The sequence below is a fragment of the Paenibacillus sp. JT31N17 genome (assembly GCF_056269255.1).
Genome location: NZ_JBWDNP010000008.1, coordinates 256,901 through 273,654 on the forward strand (window position 1 = coordinate 256,901; position 16,754 = coordinate 273,654).

16 protein-coding genes are annotated in these 16,754 nt (G+C 50.8%); 8 read left to right on the forward strand and 8 right to left on the reverse strand.

Going from position 1 to position 16,754, the window contains the following annotated elements; genetic code table 11:
- The first annotated feature begins 12 nt into the window (after window positions 1-12).
- From AC0YOB_RS24120 to AC0YOB_RS24135, 4 genes are all read left to right on the forward strand, one after another.
- Window positions 13-2,679, forward strand: coding sequence for a family 78 glycoside hydrolase catalytic domain (locus AC0YOB_RS24120; RefSeq protein WP_475794924.1), 2,667 nt, complete (start codon window positions 13-15; stop codon window positions 2,677-2,679).
- Between the two features lie 132 nt (window positions 2,680-2,811).
- Window positions 2,812-3,609, forward strand: a complete 798-nt coding sequence (locus tag AC0YOB_RS24125) for a hypothetical protein (RefSeq protein ID WP_475794925.1) — start codon at window positions 2,812-2,814, stop codon at window positions 3,607-3,609.
- 182 nt (window positions 3,610-3,791) lie between these two features.
- The gene (locus AC0YOB_RS24130; protein ID WP_475794926.1) at window positions 3,792-4,121 is read left to right on the forward strand and encodes a DUF1904 family protein; all 330 of its coding nucleotides are present in this window, start codon (window positions 3,792-3,794) and stop codon (window positions 4,119-4,121) included.
- Between the two features lie 197 nt (window positions 4,122-4,318).
- Window positions 4,319-6,244 (forward strand): ATP-binding protein, encoded by a 1,926-nt coding sequence (locus AC0YOB_RS24135; protein WP_475794927.1) that lies wholly within the window; start codon window positions 4,319-4,321, stop codon window positions 6,242-6,244.
- Window positions 6,245-6,312: 68 nt separating this feature from the next.
- Here AC0YOB_RS24135 and AC0YOB_RS24140 read toward each other — a convergent pair whose 3' ends face one another.
- The 3 genes from AC0YOB_RS24140 to AC0YOB_RS24150 form a co-directional block, all read right to left on the reverse strand.
- Entirely contained in the window at window positions 6,313-6,546 is a 234-nt protein-coding gene (locus AC0YOB_RS24140; protein ID WP_475794928.1) for an NHLP leader peptide family RiPP precursor, read from the reverse strand.
- A 98-nt stretch (window positions 6,547-6,644) separates the two neighbouring features.
- On the reverse strand, window positions 6,645-7,403 hold the full coding sequence (locus tag AC0YOB_RS24145) for a class I SAM-dependent methyltransferase (protein WP_475794929.1): 759 nt from the start codon (window positions 7,401-7,403) through the stop codon (window positions 6,645-6,647).
- A gap of 182 nt (window positions 7,404-7,585) precedes the next feature.
- Window positions 7,586-8,389: a M15 family metallopeptidase gene (locus AC0YOB_RS24150; RefSeq protein ID WP_475794930.1), complete on the reverse strand. Its 804-nt coding sequence runs from the start codon at window positions 8,387-8,389 to the stop codon at window positions 7,586-7,588.
- A gap of 182 nt (window positions 8,390-8,571) precedes the next feature.
- On the opposite strand from AC0YOB_RS24150, the gene AC0YOB_RS24155 reads away from it, so the two are divergent.
- On the forward strand, window positions 8,572-10,482 hold the full coding sequence (locus AC0YOB_RS24155; protein WP_475794931.1) for an ATP-binding protein: 1,911 nt from the start codon (window positions 8,572-8,574) through the stop codon (window positions 10,480-10,482).
- Between the two features lie 24 nt (window positions 10,483-10,506).
- On the opposite strand, the gene AC0YOB_RS24160 is transcribed toward AC0YOB_RS24155, so the two are convergent.
- The 3 genes from AC0YOB_RS24160 to AC0YOB_RS24170 form a co-directional block, all read right to left on the reverse strand.
- Window positions 10,507-11,121 (reverse strand): PH domain-containing protein, encoded by a 615-nt coding sequence (locus AC0YOB_RS24160; protein WP_210045201.1) that lies wholly within the window; start codon window positions 11,119-11,121, stop codon window positions 10,507-10,509.
- Between the two features lie 229 nt (window positions 11,122-11,350).
- Window positions 11,351-11,599 carry an NHLP leader peptide family RiPP precursor gene (locus tag AC0YOB_RS24165; protein WP_210045200.1) on the reverse strand — a complete coding sequence of 83 codons (249 nt, stop codon included), beginning with the start codon at window positions 11,597-11,599 and terminating at the stop codon, window positions 11,351-11,353.
- Between the two features lie 69 nt (window positions 11,600-11,668).
- On the reverse strand, window positions 11,669-12,598 hold the full coding sequence (locus AC0YOB_RS24170) for a class 1 isoprenoid biosynthesis enzyme (protein ID WP_475794932.1): 930 nt from the start codon (window positions 12,596-12,598) through the stop codon (window positions 11,669-11,671).
- 249 nt (window positions 12,599-12,847) lie between these two features.
- Between AC0YOB_RS24170 and AC0YOB_RS24175 the strand changes: the two genes are divergently transcribed.
- Both AC0YOB_RS24175 and AC0YOB_RS24180 read left to right on the forward strand, forming a co-directional pair.
- Window positions 12,848-13,018, forward strand: a complete 171-nt coding sequence (locus AC0YOB_RS24175; protein WP_210045198.1) for a hypothetical protein — start codon at window positions 12,848-12,850, stop codon at window positions 13,016-13,018.
- A gap of 116 nt (window positions 13,019-13,134) precedes the next feature.
- A complete protein-coding gene (locus tag AC0YOB_RS24180) occupies window positions 13,135-13,347 on the forward strand; it encodes a hypothetical protein (protein WP_210045197.1) in 213 nt (70 codons plus the stop codon).
- Between the two features lie 613 nt (window positions 13,348-13,960).
- Here AC0YOB_RS24180 and AC0YOB_RS24185 read toward each other — a convergent pair.
- A complete protein-coding gene (locus tag AC0YOB_RS24185) occupies window positions 13,961-14,284 on the reverse strand; it encodes a helix-turn-helix domain-containing protein (RefSeq protein ID WP_475771007.1) in 324 nt (107 codons plus the stop codon).
- Between the two features lie 392 nt (window positions 14,285-14,676).
- On the opposite strand from AC0YOB_RS24185, the gene AC0YOB_RS24190 reads away from it, so the two are divergent.
- Window positions 14,677-15,021 (forward strand): MmcQ/YjbR family DNA-binding protein, encoded by a 345-nt coding sequence (locus AC0YOB_RS24190; RefSeq protein WP_475794962.1) that lies wholly within the window; start codon window positions 14,677-14,679, stop codon window positions 15,019-15,021.
- 93 nt (window positions 15,022-15,114) lie between these two features.
- Here AC0YOB_RS24190 and AC0YOB_RS24195 read toward each other — a convergent pair whose 3' ends face one another.
- Complete coding sequence (locus AC0YOB_RS24195) at window positions 15,115-16,731, reverse strand: glycosyltransferase family 39 protein (RefSeq protein WP_475794933.1); 1,617 nt, start codon at window positions 16,729-16,731, stop codon at window positions 15,115-15,117.
- Window positions 16,732-16,754: the final 23 nt, after the last annotated feature.

Genomic DNA, 16,754 nt, shown 5'->3' on the forward strand with positions numbered 1-16,754 from the left:
GATTACCCATTTATGCTGACTGTGCATCATTTGAGAGTGAATGGACATAAGGAGCCGCTTGGGATCGATAACGGCGCAATCCGGTTCTCATGGCGTCTGGGCAGCGATTCGAGAGGTGCGGGATCGGAATCCGTACGACTATATGTGGCAGCAAGCTATGAACGGCTGCTCAGCGGTTCGGGAGATATATGGGAAGAGGAAATCTCGGACAGCAACAGGCTGCAGATGGACTACAGCGGTCCTTCCCTCGAAGGACGCAGGCGGTACTGGTGGCGGGTGGCGGTAACCGACAGACAAGGCATTCCGGCACAATCCGAAATCGCCTTCTTCGATACCGGTCTCCGTCAGGAGCAGTGGAAGGCCAAATGGATTTGGCGTCCGGGCAAGCGGATGATCAATGATTTTGTCTACTTCCGCAAGGAAATCAATCTTCGCAAGCCGGTGGCCTACGCCAAAATATTCGCCTCCGCGCATAACGCGGCCCAGCTGTTTGTGAACGGAGAACGGATCGGCGGCAGCGGATCTCCGGCTCCGACCAATCCCGGCAAGCGCAAATATGTATTGGCCTATGATGCCTCCCATTTGCTGCACAAGGGATGGAATTGCCTGGGCGCCATTGCTCATTACCTCGGCGGAGACGGCCAGAATTACGTCAATGGGCTGCCTGGCTTCTGCCTGCAGCTGGAGGTGGATTATATCGACGGCACCTCGCAAACCTTCAAGACCGACGCTTCCTGGCTGGTTCTGGCAGATCCGCCGCACCGGGCGGGGACGAATTATCAGCAGAACCGCCGGATAAGCGCGATTGAGGATGTGGATGCCCGCAAGCTGCCGCCACGGTGGAGCACGGCGGGAGGGGGCGGCAGTGAGGCTTGGTTGAAAGCCAAGCCGGTTCCCGCTTCCGTGCAGCGGTGGGTCCGTCAATGGCAGGAAATCCCTGAAGGAGCGGTTGAGGAGCTGCTGGTTCCTGCGATTGTCCGGCCCTCTCATATCCGTGAGCAGGAGAAGGCGCAAGTATTCGACGTCGGGCGCATTATCTCCGGCTGGCCTCTTATCCGGCTCAGAGGCATTCCAGGGGTTACGCTTCGCATCCGGTATTCGGAGGATCTGGACGAACAGGGCTATGTCAAACACAATGTGTCCAATGAAAAATCAGCTTATTATTACGATCAGTATACGATGCGCGGAGACGAAGAGGAAAGCTGGCAGCCGGATTTCTCCTACAAGGCTTTCCGCTATCTGGAGGTGAGCGGATATCCCGGGGAGATTGCCGCAGGCGAGAATCTCTGGGCCGTGTCCGCCCATACGGATCTTCAATATGAAGGGAGCTTTGACAGCTCAAGCTCCCTGTTGAACGACATGTACGAGGCCTGCATCCGCACGCAGAAGAATAATGTGCTGGGCCAGGTCGTGGATTGCCCGCACCGGGAGCAGGCCCAATATCTCGCCGATTCGGACCTGCAGGCCGAGGCGCTGCTGTTCAATTTCGACGCCCGCCACATTCTTGAGAAGGTGGCAGGCGATTTTGCCGATTCACAGTTTGCCGACGGCACATTCCCGTTCGTGTATCCATCCAATAACGGGCATCCGGATTTTAATTTGCAAATACCGGAGTGGGATCTGCACTATAACACACTGCTGTGGAAGATCTATTTCATTTATGGGGACGAACGCGTACTGGCGAAGTATTATGGAACGGCCCAGCGGATGGCGGATTATTACCTGGGCATTCTGGACCGGGGGCTTGGTCTGGTTCCGGTTGACAAGGGCTGGCATATCAGCGACTGGCCTTATCCCACAGTCGATCATGAATCGGAGGTGCTGACCGTGCAGAATATGAAGCTGTACGCGGCCCTCAAAGTACTTGCGGACACAGCCCGCCTGATCGGCCGGGAAGAAGACGGCATCTATTATAGCGGACAGGCGGAGCGCCTGAAGCTTAATATCCTGGAGTACTTGTATGACCGCGGCAAGCGGCGGTTCAGGGATGCGTTGGGGTCGCAGAGTACGCATCAAGGCGTAAACGGTCTCGGGATATATCTGGAGCTTGTCCCGGAGGAAGACAAGGCTGCTCTGATTGAAGCGATTGCCGCGGAGAAGCGGGAATTCAGAACGGTGCTTGGTCTGCCGCTGCTGCGGGCCCTGTTCGAGAACGGCCGGCAGGAAGCCGCATACGGGATCATTGATAACCCGGAATATCCGGGCTGGGGCTATATGATCAGCCAGGGAGCCAGGACGATGTGGGAGGGCTGGGAGGATATCGAATCCCATTCGCATGCCTGGAACGGATATCCGGCGCGTCTGCTGCAGGAGTATGTAGCAGGCATTCAGCCCGCGGAGCCAGGGTTCGCGCGTGTTCGGATCAAGCCATATCTGGCGCCGGAGTTAACCTATGCTGAGGCCTCTGTTCCCACGATACGGGGAAATGTCAGGGTGCGGTGGGAGCGTCTGAATAAGGGAATCCGGCTTATTGCGGATATGCCGCCGGCCATGACAGCCGAGATTGAATGGGATGCTGCAGCAGATGGCGGGCCTGACAGCATTCGGGAGAGTGAAGGCATGGTATGGAAGGAAGGCAGGTTCAGCGCCGGGGTTCCCGGCATCCTCAGCTGCGACAAACGCGGTGAGCAGATGATGTTGAAGGTGGACTCGGGCCAATATGAGTTCATCTTCGAATAGGCGACTTTTACCCTGAAGCCATTGACATTGGCAGCCGATATCCTTATGATTATGATAATCATTCTCATAATCGGTTGTTAAGTTCATCCAGTATCAAGGGTGCTGTTAACACGCAGGAGGAGGCTCTTCTCATTGGAGCATGCAATGGACTTTTCACTGGCGAAAGCTTATTTCCAGATTTCACCCGAGGGTGCGGACCATCCGGAAGTTTCCATGGATGCCGCCGAGCTGCTCATACCGGAACGGATGCAAGAGATGATTGAGGTTGGCGGCAGGCTTGTTCGTGCGACCAAGCCTGCTCTGACCGCGTCATTCATCGGATTGAGTGTCTTTGGCCTTTGCTCGACAATTCAGCTGTTCCTGGCCCAGTATAATCGGCTGCTTGATTTGTCGCTGGATAATCTGACCTTCCAGATGTCCAATCAGGAGTATGCCTCCGTCTCCTATAAGATCAAGGAGCTTCGTTGGATTGCTGTCCCGGAGACGGGGCAGAAGCGCGAGGACTTCCTGATTCGTGAATTAACAGCCTATTATCAGCAAACCGTTAATCCCTTCATCAAGGCTATCGCCGCAGCCGCCGGAGTCAAGCCCGAGCTGATCTGGAATCAGTTCGGAGCCCGCAATGTCTATATGCAGGAATATATCCTGAAGATGGAGACGCGCCCGGAGGTGCTTGCCCGCTTCAACCATGATTACAAGCTTCAGACCGAGCTGCTGGGCGCTGAGGTATTCAACCTCCGGCGCAATCCGTTTTATCATATCCCCCGGTATATCGAAAGTCCTTACAAGCCCGGAGAACAGATAATGATGCGTTCTTCGTGCTGCATGTACTACTGTCAGGAAGATGGCCAAATGTGTTATACCTGCCCGCGTCTCACAAGCGGCGAGCGTAATGAAATGAAAGAAAAGATAATGGCAGCAGCCAAATAAGCCCGGAGTGAGCTTCACACCCGGCAGGTATTGCGATGCTTATCCATTATAGCCTTCCTGTCTGCCCCAGCGCCGTGCGCTCTTCCCCTGCCAAAAAGCAGGACGATGAGCTCACGGCGCTGTATTAATTTGGACGTGCTTCTAGTAAACTAGAGAAAAAGCCCAGGAAAGGAAGGAATCTTTTGCCCCAGTTATCCGTAAGAGGAATAGAGCCGCAGTCCATGGCGCTTGTCAGCGGGCGTTTGGTCGAGGAACTGGCTGCTATTTGCCAGTGCGATACCAATAATTTCACGATTGATTGCCTGCAGATCACCTCGGTGTGGAGCGGGGAGCTTGTGCCCACTTACCCGTTCATTGAGGTGGCCTGGTTCGATCGGGGTACGCAAGTGCGGGATCAGCTGGCCGGGGCCGTGACCCGCCATGTTCAATCTCTTGGTATCCCGGAGCTGGAAATCGCCTTTCGGGTATATCGGGAGAATGAGTACTATATCAATGGACTGCCCTGTGTGTAACCTGCCTGTTTTTGAACAAAAAGGGTGAGCCCTGAAGAAAAATGGGCCGTACGGTGCGAATACATCGCGTCTTACGGGTCTTTTTTTCGACCTCAGCAAAAGCGGGATCATTTTTTGAAAAAATAATTGATATTCAGGGGGGACAACATCGAAAATTGTCGAATCAATAGGTACATAGTAACTAAGCGAGGTGCAGGATGAAACCTATATTGAAACGGGTGCTTATTGCCTTGGTTCTTGTCACTTTCCTGATTCCGCTGATTTCTATTGTTACAGCGGCTGGGAAGGAGATGAAGAAGCAGCCGTTCACCATTATTACCTCATGGGATCAAAAATGGGGACGCGGCTTCGCATCAAGCGATCCGTCTAATACAATCAAGGCCGCAGACGCGAATACGGGGGGAGAATGGAGGCAGGTCCATCTGGCTGACAACAACCTGTCGGTCCACTCCAGGGATGATAGCAGTATTATGATGAACATCAAGCTGCCTGTGCTGGGAAAGCATGACGGCTTATACATAGATAAATTTTATGCCAATCGGATCCGGATCTACGAGGGCGGCCATCTCATCTATACAACGGATTATGATTTTGTATATGACGTCAATCGAATCCTGCTGCCCCTGAGCCCGCAGAGCTCAGACAAATTCATTCAGATCCGGGCGGAATCGGATTCCGAACGGGTAGGCGCCGCATCGAAAATTATTGTTGGCGATTATCAAAAACTCGAGGAAAGCTATGTACGGGAAAATTTATTCGATTTGTTTCTCGGCTGCGCATTTATCTTCGTCTCGCTGATCATGATGGTAACAGCTATCTTTCTGAGCCGGCAGCAGCGCAAAAACTGGCTTTCCTTGAGCATTATGATTCTGTCTATCGGTATTCTGATGATTTGCTACGAGCCGTTTCTGTACACCTTCTACGGACAATACGGCATGTTGTTCGTAAGCTCGTTTGATGTCGCCCTGCTGCTGTTTCTGCCTTCCTTGATCAGCTTTTTTGAAAATATGTTCGGCCCGGGCTACTACAGCATATTCAGCAAGCTGCGAAAATTTCAAATGGCTTACTCCCTGTTTGTGATGATTTGTCTGGCTATTGATCTTGCGACCGATTTGCGGTTTCATTCGATTTATTTTTTCTTTTCGGTCCAGGTGCTGGGTCTGATTATGGTTGTTCATTTCTTGGCCATTGTGATCTCGACCATCATTTATGCTGTGAAAGGCAGTAAAGAAGCTCTGATCCTTTCCGTTGGAATTGGAATATTTGCGGTAGTCGGCATCGGTGAGCTGCTGTGGTTCTATCTGATTACCGAATTTTACGATTTCAAGTTCTGGAGGTTTGGCGTTGTCGCTTTTGTATGCTCCCTGATTATTCTGCTTGGCCGTAAAATGGCCCATACCCACAATAAAACGGTGCAGTATTCCAAAGAACTGGAGATTTACAGCCAGAAGCTGCAGCTCTCGGAAAAGACAGAGGTCATCAGCCAGCTCGCGGCATCGGTCGCCCATGAGGTGCGCAATCCGCTTCAGGTTTCCCGTGGTTTTCTGCAGCTGCTGCAGGAGCGTTCGGACAATATCAGGGAGCAGGGCTATATGAACTTGGCCATTGAGGAGCTGGATCGCGCATCCGTCATCATTACCAATTATCTCTCCTTTGCCAAGCCTCAGCTGGATACGGTTGAAATCCTTAATTTATCCGAGCAATTGAAGCATGTGGAGGGAATGCTGTTTCCGCTGGCCGACTTGCAGGGGGGACGGCTGGAGATCGAGGTGGGACCGGAGCTGTATGTAACGGGAAATGCGGGAAAACTCATGCAGATTTTTGTGAATCTGATCAAGAACAGCATTGAAGCTACGGGTGAGGACGGTCTTATCAAGCTTTGGGCATACGAGAAAAAAGGAACGGTCTTCATTCATCTGGAGGATAACGGAGAAGGCATGGATGAGATGATGCTGGCGAGAATCGGCGAGCCCTACCTGACGAACAAGTCCAAAGGAACCGGGCTTGGGATGATGGTAACCTTCCAGCTGATCGACCATATGGGCGGGGAGCTGCACTTCAACAGCAAGAAAGGGCTGGGGACAGAAGCAATTATCAAGCTGCCAAGCGCATCCGCCAAATAAAAAAAAGCGTCATAGTGAATGCTATGACGCAGGGGTTCTTATCCGTAATAGAGCAGACTCTTTACTCTTTACCACATCGAGGCGGCATCGTCCTCTTCGCCTTCTACAGGAGCGGGAGGGATGACCAGATAGAATGATTTCGGTGTTTCTTCCACGACGCTGACTTGGATATCGTCAGGTACGTCAATGTTGAAGGATTCCTGAATGGCTGCTTTCGGATCTGCAAGCAATTTTTCCTTGAAAGCCGGATCCTTCCAGGCTTTCTCAATAATTTGGTTCAACAATTCTTGTTCAGCCGACATGTTCATCATCCTTTTCATTGGTATAAAAGACTCAGGAAAATTGTACCATACTTGTTCGACATATTCTACTAAATTATGAACATATTTGACTATTTTCCTTATATATCAACACTCTTTAGCAGGATAGCGAACATATGCACCTCGAACGTTTGATCCGGGCTCTTAAACCATTGTACAAGCTCATCTTCACGATCAGCAGGCAAGGGATGGCCATAATGGTATCCGGTCACGAGCTGCATATAACGGTACATCAAACGCTTGGTATCCAAAGCATCTGCAGCCGCACGGTAACGGAAGAGCTGCTGGCTGGCGAATCCATGAAACCTGGCCTCCAGCGCAAGCGAGTCCTTCAGCCGCAGCAGTCTCGTTCGGCGGAGCGGCCGGCGCATCTGACTGTAAAGAGAGCTGAACAGCGGCAGACTTTCCGACCAGCGGGTTTCTTCGGCATCCTCGATGTCGATGATGATGATCGTGGAATGCGGATGCGTCCGATCACGCAGCCACCGCATGAAGTGGCCCTGATCCTGCAGATGGGCGGCTACCAGTCTCACGAGCACCAGATCGTAGCGGTGATCGCTTTCATAGGTTTCATAAGAGCTGTGGACGAACGACAGGTTCGGTGTCTCCTTAAGCGCGGCATATTGGTAGATGCCTTCGTCCATTTCCAGGCCGGTGCATTGCCAGCCCGGATAATGCCGGCACAGACGGGACAAATATTCCCCATTGCCGCAGCCTACATCAAGCAGCCTGAGCGTTTCGGATCCGCCGAACTGATGCAGCAGAAGTTCCATTTCCAGATTGAAAAAAAGATCGGTCGTAGCCGTCAGCATTTGATCAAACCATTCTATCCTTGCCATTCTATCATGCTCCTGCCGTATTATTGCTGAATAGTCTGTTTCTTCCTTTATCGGCAGGATAAAACTGATTTTGAAGGCCGTTTCCTTGCAGCCGGAACGCAGAAACTAGCAGGACACAATAAAACTGCGCCTGGCGGTTCCTATTCCGCTGGCAGGCGCAGTCCTATGTGTTTTGTCACAAATTAGAAACGCTTCAAGTATTCTTCGAGCGTCACATCGGCTTTGGTGATTTCTGAAGCGATAAAAACACCCACATAGCGGATATGCCAAGGCTCATAGGAGTAGCCGGTAAGCTTTTCCTTGTCCTTCTGATAACGGATGATATAGCCGTATTCAGCAGCGTGAGCCTTAAGCCACTTGCCTTCCTTGGTGGTGCCGAAGCTTTCTTCAAGGCCGTAACCGACGCTGGCGCTGGATACATCCATGGCAAGACCGGTCTGATGCTCGCTCTGACCGGGATGGGCGCTTGTTTTATTGGCTTCCTTCTCGCCTTTGAGATCCGCATTTCGGTCGAAGATCGCTTTTTGGGTCGCATACGATCTGTAGCCGGAAACGGCTTTTAATGTAATGCCATCCTTCTTGGCGCCTGCGAACAGCTTCTCAAGCGCGGTGGCTGCGACCTTGCGCAATTGTTTCTTGGGATTGTTTCCGGAGAAGGAGAAAGCAACCTTGGGTACGACCAGATCAACAGGCACATAGGAGGATGGCAGGTTCCGGTACTTGTTTACCAGTTCCACGATGCTGCTTGAGTTGGTGATGACGTTTTGTCCGGAGGCATTCTTCTTGATCGTCAGACTGGGCGCGTTGGCATGCATATAACTGTTGAAGGTCGGGTAACCTCCGTAACCGCTTGCTGCGGAAGCCGTTTTGGCAGAGGCAGCATCTGAGCTTGCATAACTTTTAGACTGGCCAAGAGCGGAAAACACTAGCGCGCCACCCAGTGTACCAAGTAATATAAAGGATAATACCCTTTTATTCGTTTTCATTTCATTTCCTCCTACAATGTTCAGCTGATATCCATAGTAGACGGTTAATATATCGAGACAATGTGCGGACTGTTTCCGACTTGTAAACAAAACGCGAGAATGGAAGTCTATCAAGCAGGCTATTATGGAAATGCTGTCGAATACAAGCAAACAACGACTCGGAGACATGAGGTGCTTCCCCCATGAAGGCCATGCCTAAAGCGATGGTGATTGTTATTGTCCTCTTATCTTTGCTTTCACTTATACCCCCAAAAGCGTACGGTGAAGCGAAAGCAGATCGAATCACTATCCAGGTATGGGAAATGAAATGGGAGAGTGATGCAAGCCATTATTCACCGGAGACTGTGCTCGGAGAAGATGGCTGGCTGCCCATTCAGGCGGATGATCCTGTAACGGTCAAGCCCGATGAGGCTACAGGAGCCTGGATCAAGATCGATTTGCCGGAAATCGCTGATCGTTCCGGAATTTATATTAAGAAGATGTTCGGCCAGAATGTGCAGGTCTATCTGGACTCCAAGCTGATCTATGACAACAAACGCTCCTACAGATACGATGATTACCGGCTGCTGCTTCCGCTGAGCGCAGAGGACACGCGGAGGAGCCTGCTTATCCATACGGAGACGACGATGAAATCTCTGGGAATCTCCGAGGAGGTTGTCATTGGAGACTATCAGCAGCTGACCAGCCGTTTTTTTAAGGTGGATATTCTGGATGTTGTATTGGGCAGCTCATTCCTGTTTGTGTCCATTGTCATGCTGACCTGTTCCTTTTTTCTAAGCAGGCAGCTGCTGCCTGCATGGTATTCCCTCAGTACCGTGATCATTTCAATAGGATTGTTCATCATCATTTATTCACCGTTCATGTATACCTATTACGGCACCTACGGCACTGCATATATCTTTCTTTTCGATGTCGCGATGATTATCTTTATGCCGGCATTGACCTACTATTTTGAGTGCATGTTTGGCAGCGGACCGTACGGGATTATCCGCAAATTCCGGAGAGCCCAGGTCGTTTATTCGCTCGTAAGCCTGTTCTCTATCGCTTTGTACGATCTTTACCCCAACGTCTTCTACCCGTTCTATCATATCTTCACCGGGACTCTGCTAGGCATATCGCTCATCATCCAGTTCATTCTCATCGTCGGGATGACCGTCGTGTATGTGGTGAAAGGGAACAAAGATGCGATCATCATATCGACGGGATTTTCGCTGTTTGCGGCTTTGGCAGTCTCCGATCTTATATTCTATTACACCAGGGACAGCCAGTACACCTTATATTTATGGAAATGGGGAGTTGTCGCTTTCATCTTCTCGCTCATTGTCCTTCTGGGGAAAAGATTCACGCAGAATCATGAACAGATCGTCAGATATTCCAAAGAGCTGGAGATGTACAACTATCAGCTTCAGCGTTCGGAGAAAATGGAGGTCATCAGCCAGCTGGCCGCATCCGTGGCCCATGAGGTCCGCAATCCGCTGCAGGTAACGCGCGGCTTCCTGCAGCTGCTGAGCGGCTCCAACCAGAACGAGAAGGAACGGAGCTATTTGAAGCTGGCGATTGAAGAGCTGGATCGTGCCGCGACGATCATTACGAATTATTTGACCTTTGCCAAGCCGCAGCTGGAGCAAATTAAAGTGCTTAATTTGGCGGAAGAGCTCTCGCATGTAGAAGGAATACTGGTGCCTCTGGCCAATCTGCAGGGCGGCAAAATCGAGATCAACGTCCCCGCCAACTTGTATGTCTGCGGGAATTCATCGAAATTGAAGCAGGCGGTCATCAATCTGATCAAGAACAGCATTGAATCGCTGCGCGGCAATGGACGGATTCAACTTTGGGCTTATGAGAAAAAAGGGGAAATCATCATCCATATCCGCGATAACGGGGAAGGGATGGAGGAGAATATGCTCAAACGGCTTGGAGAGCCGTATTTCTCCAATAAGTCGAAGGGTACCGGGCTTGGTCTGATGGTCACCTTCCGGATCATTGAACTGATGGAGGGCAAACTGGAATTCAAAAGCGAAAAGGGCGTGGGGACCGAAGCGATCATCCGGTTTCCAGCGGCCTCCGAAAAAATGGAAAGCGCCATGTCCTAAAAGCAGGATATGGCGCTTTTGCTGTTACTGGTTAATGAATTTCTCGAATACGTAGCCGAAATCCTTTTCCTTGTAGTCCTTATGGGTCTCAACAAGCCACATGAAGGCAGCCTGGTTGATTTCCTTGAATTGCTCCACGAGATTGCCCTGCACATTGGCGATCCGGCTCAGCGTGCCTGAAGTCATATCCAGACTTCTGTTCGCGTAACCCGCAATGATGTCATTCTCGTAGGTGACTTCCTCGATTTTGATCAGTGCTTTGTACAGGTCCTTCAGCTCTTCAATATGCTTCTTGTTCACATCGATGGAGAAGTGTTGTGAGCCAAGCGTGAATTTGATCTCCACATCGAGATCCACCGTACCGGCGGTCTCCAGCAGCACATGAGTAAATTTATGAATGCTGTACGGGTAGCGGCGAAGCGTGCGCTTCTTGCTGATGGCGCTCGTTCCGTCCAGATGGATCAGCGCAAGATTGGTAAAACAATATTCATCTGTCTTTGATTTGATCAAAAAGTATATTTTCTCGTTTTCCTCATGCAGCACATAATCGTCGGAATCCACTTTGTCGTAATCCTCTGGCTTGATGACAGCTCCAATGTCGCTGATTCCCAGCAGATCGGCCGCAACTCGTTTAAACATAACCTCATCCCTCTCCCCGTGATGATCGTGTATTACCCTTCAGTATTATACAGGAAATTGGAAGAATGAGGTGCGGAAAATTCTCTTCCGAAGCAGCGATGCGGTTGGAAAATCCCGCTTTCACATCGCCCTGTCATCCTGTAAAAAAGGCCCGCATGCCGGATTCCATCCGGCATGCGGGCTTTTGAGAAACTGTTAGGTAAAGCAAATCAGAAATTAAGGGCCTGTCCTACCAAATTTCTTCGGTAAGAGGCTGCTGTTTGATGCTGTCCGCCGGATTCGGTGGGATGATAAGATAAAAATGGCTTTGGGTTTCTTCCAATGTCGTTAACTGAATGGCAGCCGGAACATCCAGATTGAAAGCTTCCTGAATCGCTGTACGGGGATCAGCGAGCAGCTTCCGCTTAAATTCTGCATCGTTCCAAGCTCTTTCGATAATTTGTTCCTGTAGAACTCCTTTTTCGACCATCGTAGTCATAGAATCACCCTTTTTTTTAAAATAGTTGATTACAACCCTTATATTACCATCAGAGATAGGAAAATACTACTACTGTTTAATAGGTTTAGAGAGCCAGTCGACAAAGCCCCCTCTTACCAATGAGCGTTTACGCGCTGAGAAGCCGTTGTCAGCCCGTATCAGCTGCTCCACAAGCGATTCATGGAAGGCAAGCAGAAAAGGTGCTTGAAAAGGACCCTGCTGAAGGTCCGTATGACGCTCTGATGCCATCTGGGCAAAGCGGCCTAGAGCGCCGTTCAGGCTGATCGCCTGTTTCACCTCAAGCGGGGTGATCGGGGAATCGGCTGCCAGCTGCTGCTCCCTGCGGATAAAGGATAGCAGGCTGTTGCCGCTGCCTTCGGCAAGATCGTTCTCCCAGTCGGCCCAGTCATCTACCATCTGGAGCGTTGTAAGCACCCTGTCGACTGTATCCGACACGGCGGGGATAAGCGACTCACGGCCTGTCAGAAGCAGTGCTCCGGTACTGGCCAGCTTGACGGGGCTCGCCTTCATTGCTAATGCCCGGTCGGAATAGGGAGCTTGTCCCTCGGTGGCCACGGCAACCGCCCAATCCTCAATATAACTGCGAAAATAGTGCCAGAATGGTGAAGCAGGCGGAAATGTTTCGCGATAAATGTCGAGGAAGGCTACATACAGCAGATTGCCAAGCGCGAGCTGTTCCTTCCAGTCGGCTGGAGAGGTGTCCATCAAATCATCCTGGACAAAGAAATAGAGCATAATATACACATTGGCCAAAGAGAGTTTGCGGCATATTTCCGTGTCCGCGCCGGTTGCTTCCTGCAGCCAGAAAGGCAGCAGATAGCAAATATAATTTTTGGTGCTTTCCGGCACCAGGGGGTTGTATTGGCCCAAATAATCCAGCCCTCGTGCCGCCAGCGGCTCCGGGAAAGCGGAGACAACTGCTTCGGCATTCCCGAATACAACGGCAAGTTCCCCATTAAACGACGTTTTCCAGTTCATCTTTGCGACCACAACCCTATGAATGATTTTTTGTACTTTCTGGTCCTTCTTAACTGAGTATAACCTAGTCCATAATACCTAACAATATCCTTTATTTAAAAATCATGGAAGGCTGGAGGGGCTTGCCGGCAGGTATATCACCATTGTGAAATCAAATTATACCCGGGCGCAGGAGTTGTTCTCCGGGTTTAGTTCGGGCTACAATAGAGGACAACTGACGGTATGGCGAATGAGAAAGGAGGGGACCGGATGGATGAGACTTTGTTAACGGAGCGCCTGGAGCAAGCGCAGCGGGAAATTGCGGCATTAACGGAGGACAAGCAGCGGCTCGAGCGTGAAGTCGCCAAACTGCGGGGCCTGCTTCGACTGAGGCAGCAGGATGCCATGTCCTCGAAACTGAAGGATGCATTGAGAGAATAATTCGCGGCTCCGTGGAGAAACTTGTAGACAAGCTATGCCCAAATCCATTAATAAACTGGAAAGAAAGCTGAAAAAGAGCTACAATATAACCAGTACACAACAGATGAGGTGATATCGTGTCAGAGGAACAAACAACACCGAATGCTGAAGAGAAGCAGGAGCCCAAGAAAGTATCGCTGGCTGATGCCGTGAAGCAGAAGCTGGCCCAGAAGAAGCTTGAACAGGCAAACGGCGGCAAACAGAAGTTTGGCCCAGGCGGAGACCAACAAGTAATGAGAAGCCAAAATACAAAAAAAGTGAACAACCAGCGCAAGAAAATGGGTGTGTAAGAAACACCGGAAGAAACCGGGGCAGTGGATGCCCCGGTTTCTTTTTGACCTTATAGCCTTTACGTGCTACATGCCTATAAATTTCTATAAGGTTTGAGGGAAGGAACCAACTCTGCCGACAAAGAATGGCGAAACCGCTTCCTCTTCATGATCGTCATGGATTCATGGGTGCTGAAAAACTTCATATGGTTGATAAAATCAACATCGTATATACTAAGAGCATCATCATCTTTTGATAGAGGAGTTGAAATTGGCGGCGGCAGAAGCAGTATCACAGATGAAGGAGGGAAATGGCGTAAAGTTTTCGAGCGATTGGCAGCGTTTACAACCCGCTTGCCTGTACCGGAGTCAGAGTCTTGTCTTGCCTGCGCATGGGGTTCTGGCATCAGCCGGCAGTCAGTGTATGTGTCGGACTTGAGCTTTAAGTACCACAGAAATAACCCGCTATAAACAACCCTCAGAACTTATAGAAATCTATCTTGATGTGAAAGGCTATAAATTCTATAAGTTTAAAAAGAGGGGCTGACGTTTGCGGACATCGCGTCAGTCCCTCTTCATTGAATGGCTTAAGTCCCGGCTGAGTTCGCACAGCGCCGGAATTGGACAGCAAGCGCTATTCTTTTCCCCCGGCTATCCATTTGCGGTATATCGTCAAGCTGTCCAGCAAATAATTGGATTCGTCCTCGGTCAGCGATTCTTTAAATACGCTGCCGGAGCCGCGGTCCTTGGCCATGGGGTAGGTCATCTCCCGGCCAACCAGATCATCGAGAGTCACCGCAAAAAAATCCGCGATCCGGATAAGCGTCCCGAGATCAGGTTCATTAATATTATTTTCATATTGGGAAATGGTCGATTTGGCGGTCTTCAAGAAGGAAGCGAGCTGTTCCTGCGTCATGGACTGGGCCTTACGCAGCTCGCGTAAACGCTTGCCGATCATTGTTATCAACTCTTTTAATTGAAATGGTCGTCATCATTATCTTTAATTGTACACGGATAACCCCATTTATTGGCGAAGGAAGGGATTTGTTCACGATACATGTTATTATGTCTTGAAAACGAGTGAAATAACCGCTAAAATAAGGAAATAGTTCATGTAATATGAATATAGGCTTGGGATTATTCAGGGGAGGAAAGCAATTTATGTATTGGACGGGAGGCGTTCATCCATTAACGGCGCTTGTCGCTGCCATTGTATTGTCGATTATGCTGTATATTATGCATCAAAATCAGCGAAAACGAGAAAAGCTTATGATATATTGGATTGAAGAATCACAATCCGAGCTGATCTGGCGGGAAGAATTCGACAAGCAGGGAGGGCGCGCTCCGACGATGGAAATGCTGACGGATTATTGTTTGGACAAACCGGGTGCGGTCAAGGAGTACCCGTTCGGTCCAGGGACCATGGTGGTCAAGGTGGGAGGCAAAATTTTCGCGTTTCTCTCGGGACAAGCGATTTCGCTCAAATGCGATCCGGTCATAGCGGAGAATCTGCGTGAACAGCATGAGGCGGTGACGCCGGGATATCATTTGAATAAGAAGCATTGGAATTCGATCCGCGTGGACGGATCGCTCACCGGTGAAGAGATCAAGTCCATGATCGATCATTCTTACGAGCTGGTATACAAGGGCCTGCCAAAAGCGGCGCGGGAGCAGATCGGTTCTGGAGGGAAATGAACTTTTTGGTTAGGGAATAGCGGATCGGGCAGAAAGTGGAAGCAGGTTGGTCCTGTTTCCACTTTTGCTGTCAAAGGGGGACTATCCGTTTATTTATTCTTCCTCGGCTGAGTCCGGCCCCATCCATTTTTTTACTTTAAACAAGCGCCATTGTCCGTCAAAGTCATGCACAAGCGTGGCCCAATTCATGCCTCCGTCATACAGGGTCGGAAATTCCGCATTCACGGCGCTGGTGGGGATATTCTCCTTCGGCCGGGGAATAAGAATATAGTCGATATCATTGCCCGGCGGGTCTTTCACGGCCTGCTTGAACAAGTAATCGCTGGTGATCAAATATTTGCGCGGATACCGGCTGCTCACGATGATATTGTAAGCGGAGTAGGAGTCCGCCAGAACCGTCGCATCCGGATAATGCTCATCCATATAATCGGCGATCTGACGTTCAAAGGTCTGCGCGGCATAATGCTCGTTGCCGGTTTTGATATGGAGGAAGGTGTTCTCGTCCGGTGCAATCGCGGGATCGGTCATGGCATAGGAAAGCAGCGCTGCCGTGCCGAGCATAGCGCCGGTCAGGACGGTGAACGCCAGACGCTGCCTTGCGCCCTTGCCAAAATGCTGGAGCTCATAGGGAATCCAGGCGACGGTGACGGGAAACACATACATGAAGTAACGGAACCAGCCAAATGATGATTCCCGCAGCAGCAGCAGGTATTGCAAAGCCGGGACAGCTGCGAACAGCAGCAGCAGAATAAGCATATCCCAGCGAAACAGCCGGCCGCTGAACAGCCGCAGCAGCATGATCGACAGCAGGGGAATGGCGAACCAGAGCGTCTTCTTCAGCACAAACCCCAGAGCAAGAAGAGGGCTGTGGAAGATTTCCTGGAAGGCGGCATCATTCTGGAGCGCTCCGGACTGCGCCACGTTGGAATACTCCGAATTCAGAAAATAAAGCGGGTTCCCCATAATAATATAGTTGAAGAAGATCCACAGCAGTCCTGAGAACAGGGCGGGGAGCAGCAGCAGAATCCAGGTCGCCTCGACCTTATAAAGCTTTTCTTTCAGCGGCCCGCGTTTCTCCACTGCGGATACCCGCATCCACAAGACAGCAATAACCACTCCAAGTGCAAGCGAGACCCCGAAGGGAACGGCTTCATAACGGGTCCAGAAGGCCAGAGAAAGCGCGAAACCGGCAACGATCAAGGCGCTGGTCTGACGGTTCTTGAGCCATAGGGAGAACTGGATCACGGTCATCATGAGGAAATAGACATAAGGCGCATCGCTGAGCCCGTTGGCGCCGAACAGAAAGATAAAGGGGTTCAGGCTGTACAGCAGCGCAAACATCATGCTCATGAGAGCGGACAGCCCGAAGCGCCGACCGGCGTTGTAGAGCAGCGTCGCCGTAAGGCCCGCGAACACCGAGGATTGAATCACAGCAGCAATGCCGACGGTGGCGAGCGCCGGAAATATAGGATATAGCGTCAGCATGCCGACCTCCAGCAGGCTGGGCAGCGGATTCCACACGAATCCGATCGCACCCAAATGGGGATCGCGGCTGTAGAGCACATAAAATGCATTGGCTACCCGGCTGATCGCATCGGAATGCATATAGCCTATTATGGCGGTTATATAATAGCCAAGCGCAAATTCAGCGCCGAAAATAAGAACGAACAGCAGCAGCGGCAGCGGCAGCGCGCGCTTGGAGCGGATCACAGGCGGCAGCCTCCCTTCGGTCA

Bases quoted from the DNA above. Each gene is read 5' to 3' on its own strand.
- AC0YOB_RS24155 (WP_475794931.1), top strand. From the start codon at position 8,572: ATGAAGGCCATGCCTAAAGCGATGGTGATTGTTATTGTCCTCTTATCT.
- AC0YOB_RS24170 (WP_475794932.1), bottom strand. From the start codon at position 12,598: ATGAACTGGAAAACGTCGTTTAATGGGGAACTTGCCGTTGTATTCGGG.
- AC0YOB_RS24140 (WP_475794928.1), bottom strand. From the start codon at position 6,546: ATGTCGGCTGAACAAGAATTGTTGAACCAAATTATTGAGAAAGCCTGG.
- AC0YOB_RS24160 (WP_210045201.1), bottom strand. From the start codon at position 11,121: ATGTTTAAACGAGTTGCGGCCGATCTGCTGGGAATCAGCGACATTGGA.
- AC0YOB_RS24190 (WP_475794962.1), top strand. From the start codon at position 14,677: ATGGAAATGCTGACGGATTATTGTTTGGACAAACCGGGTGCGGTCAAG.
- AC0YOB_RS24150 (WP_475794930.1), bottom strand. From the start codon at position 8,389: ATGAAAACGAATAAAAGGGTATTATCCTTTATATTACTTGGTACACTG.
- AC0YOB_RS24120 (WP_475794924.1), top strand. From the start codon at position 13: ATGCTGACTGTGCATCATTTGAGAGTGAATGGACATAAGGAGCCGCTT.
- AC0YOB_RS24175 (WP_210045198.1), top strand. From the start codon at position 12,848: ATGGATGAGACTTTGTTAACGGAGCGCCTGGAGCAAGCGCAGCGGGAA.
- AC0YOB_RS24135 (WP_475794927.1), top strand. From the start codon at position 4,319: ATGAAACCTATATTGAAACGGGTGCTTATTGCCTTGGTTCTTGTCACT.
- AC0YOB_RS24165 (WP_210045200.1), bottom strand. From the start codon at position 11,599: ATGACTACGATGGTCGAAAAAGGAGTTCTACAGGAACAAATTATCGAA.
- AC0YOB_RS24145 (WP_475794929.1), bottom strand. From the start codon at position 7,403: ATGGCAAGGATAGAATGGTTTGATCAAATGCTGACGGCTACGACCGAT.
- AC0YOB_RS24185 (WP_475771007.1), bottom strand. From the start codon at position 14,284: ATGATCGGCAAGCGTTTACGCGAGCTGCGTAAGGCCCAGTCCATGACG.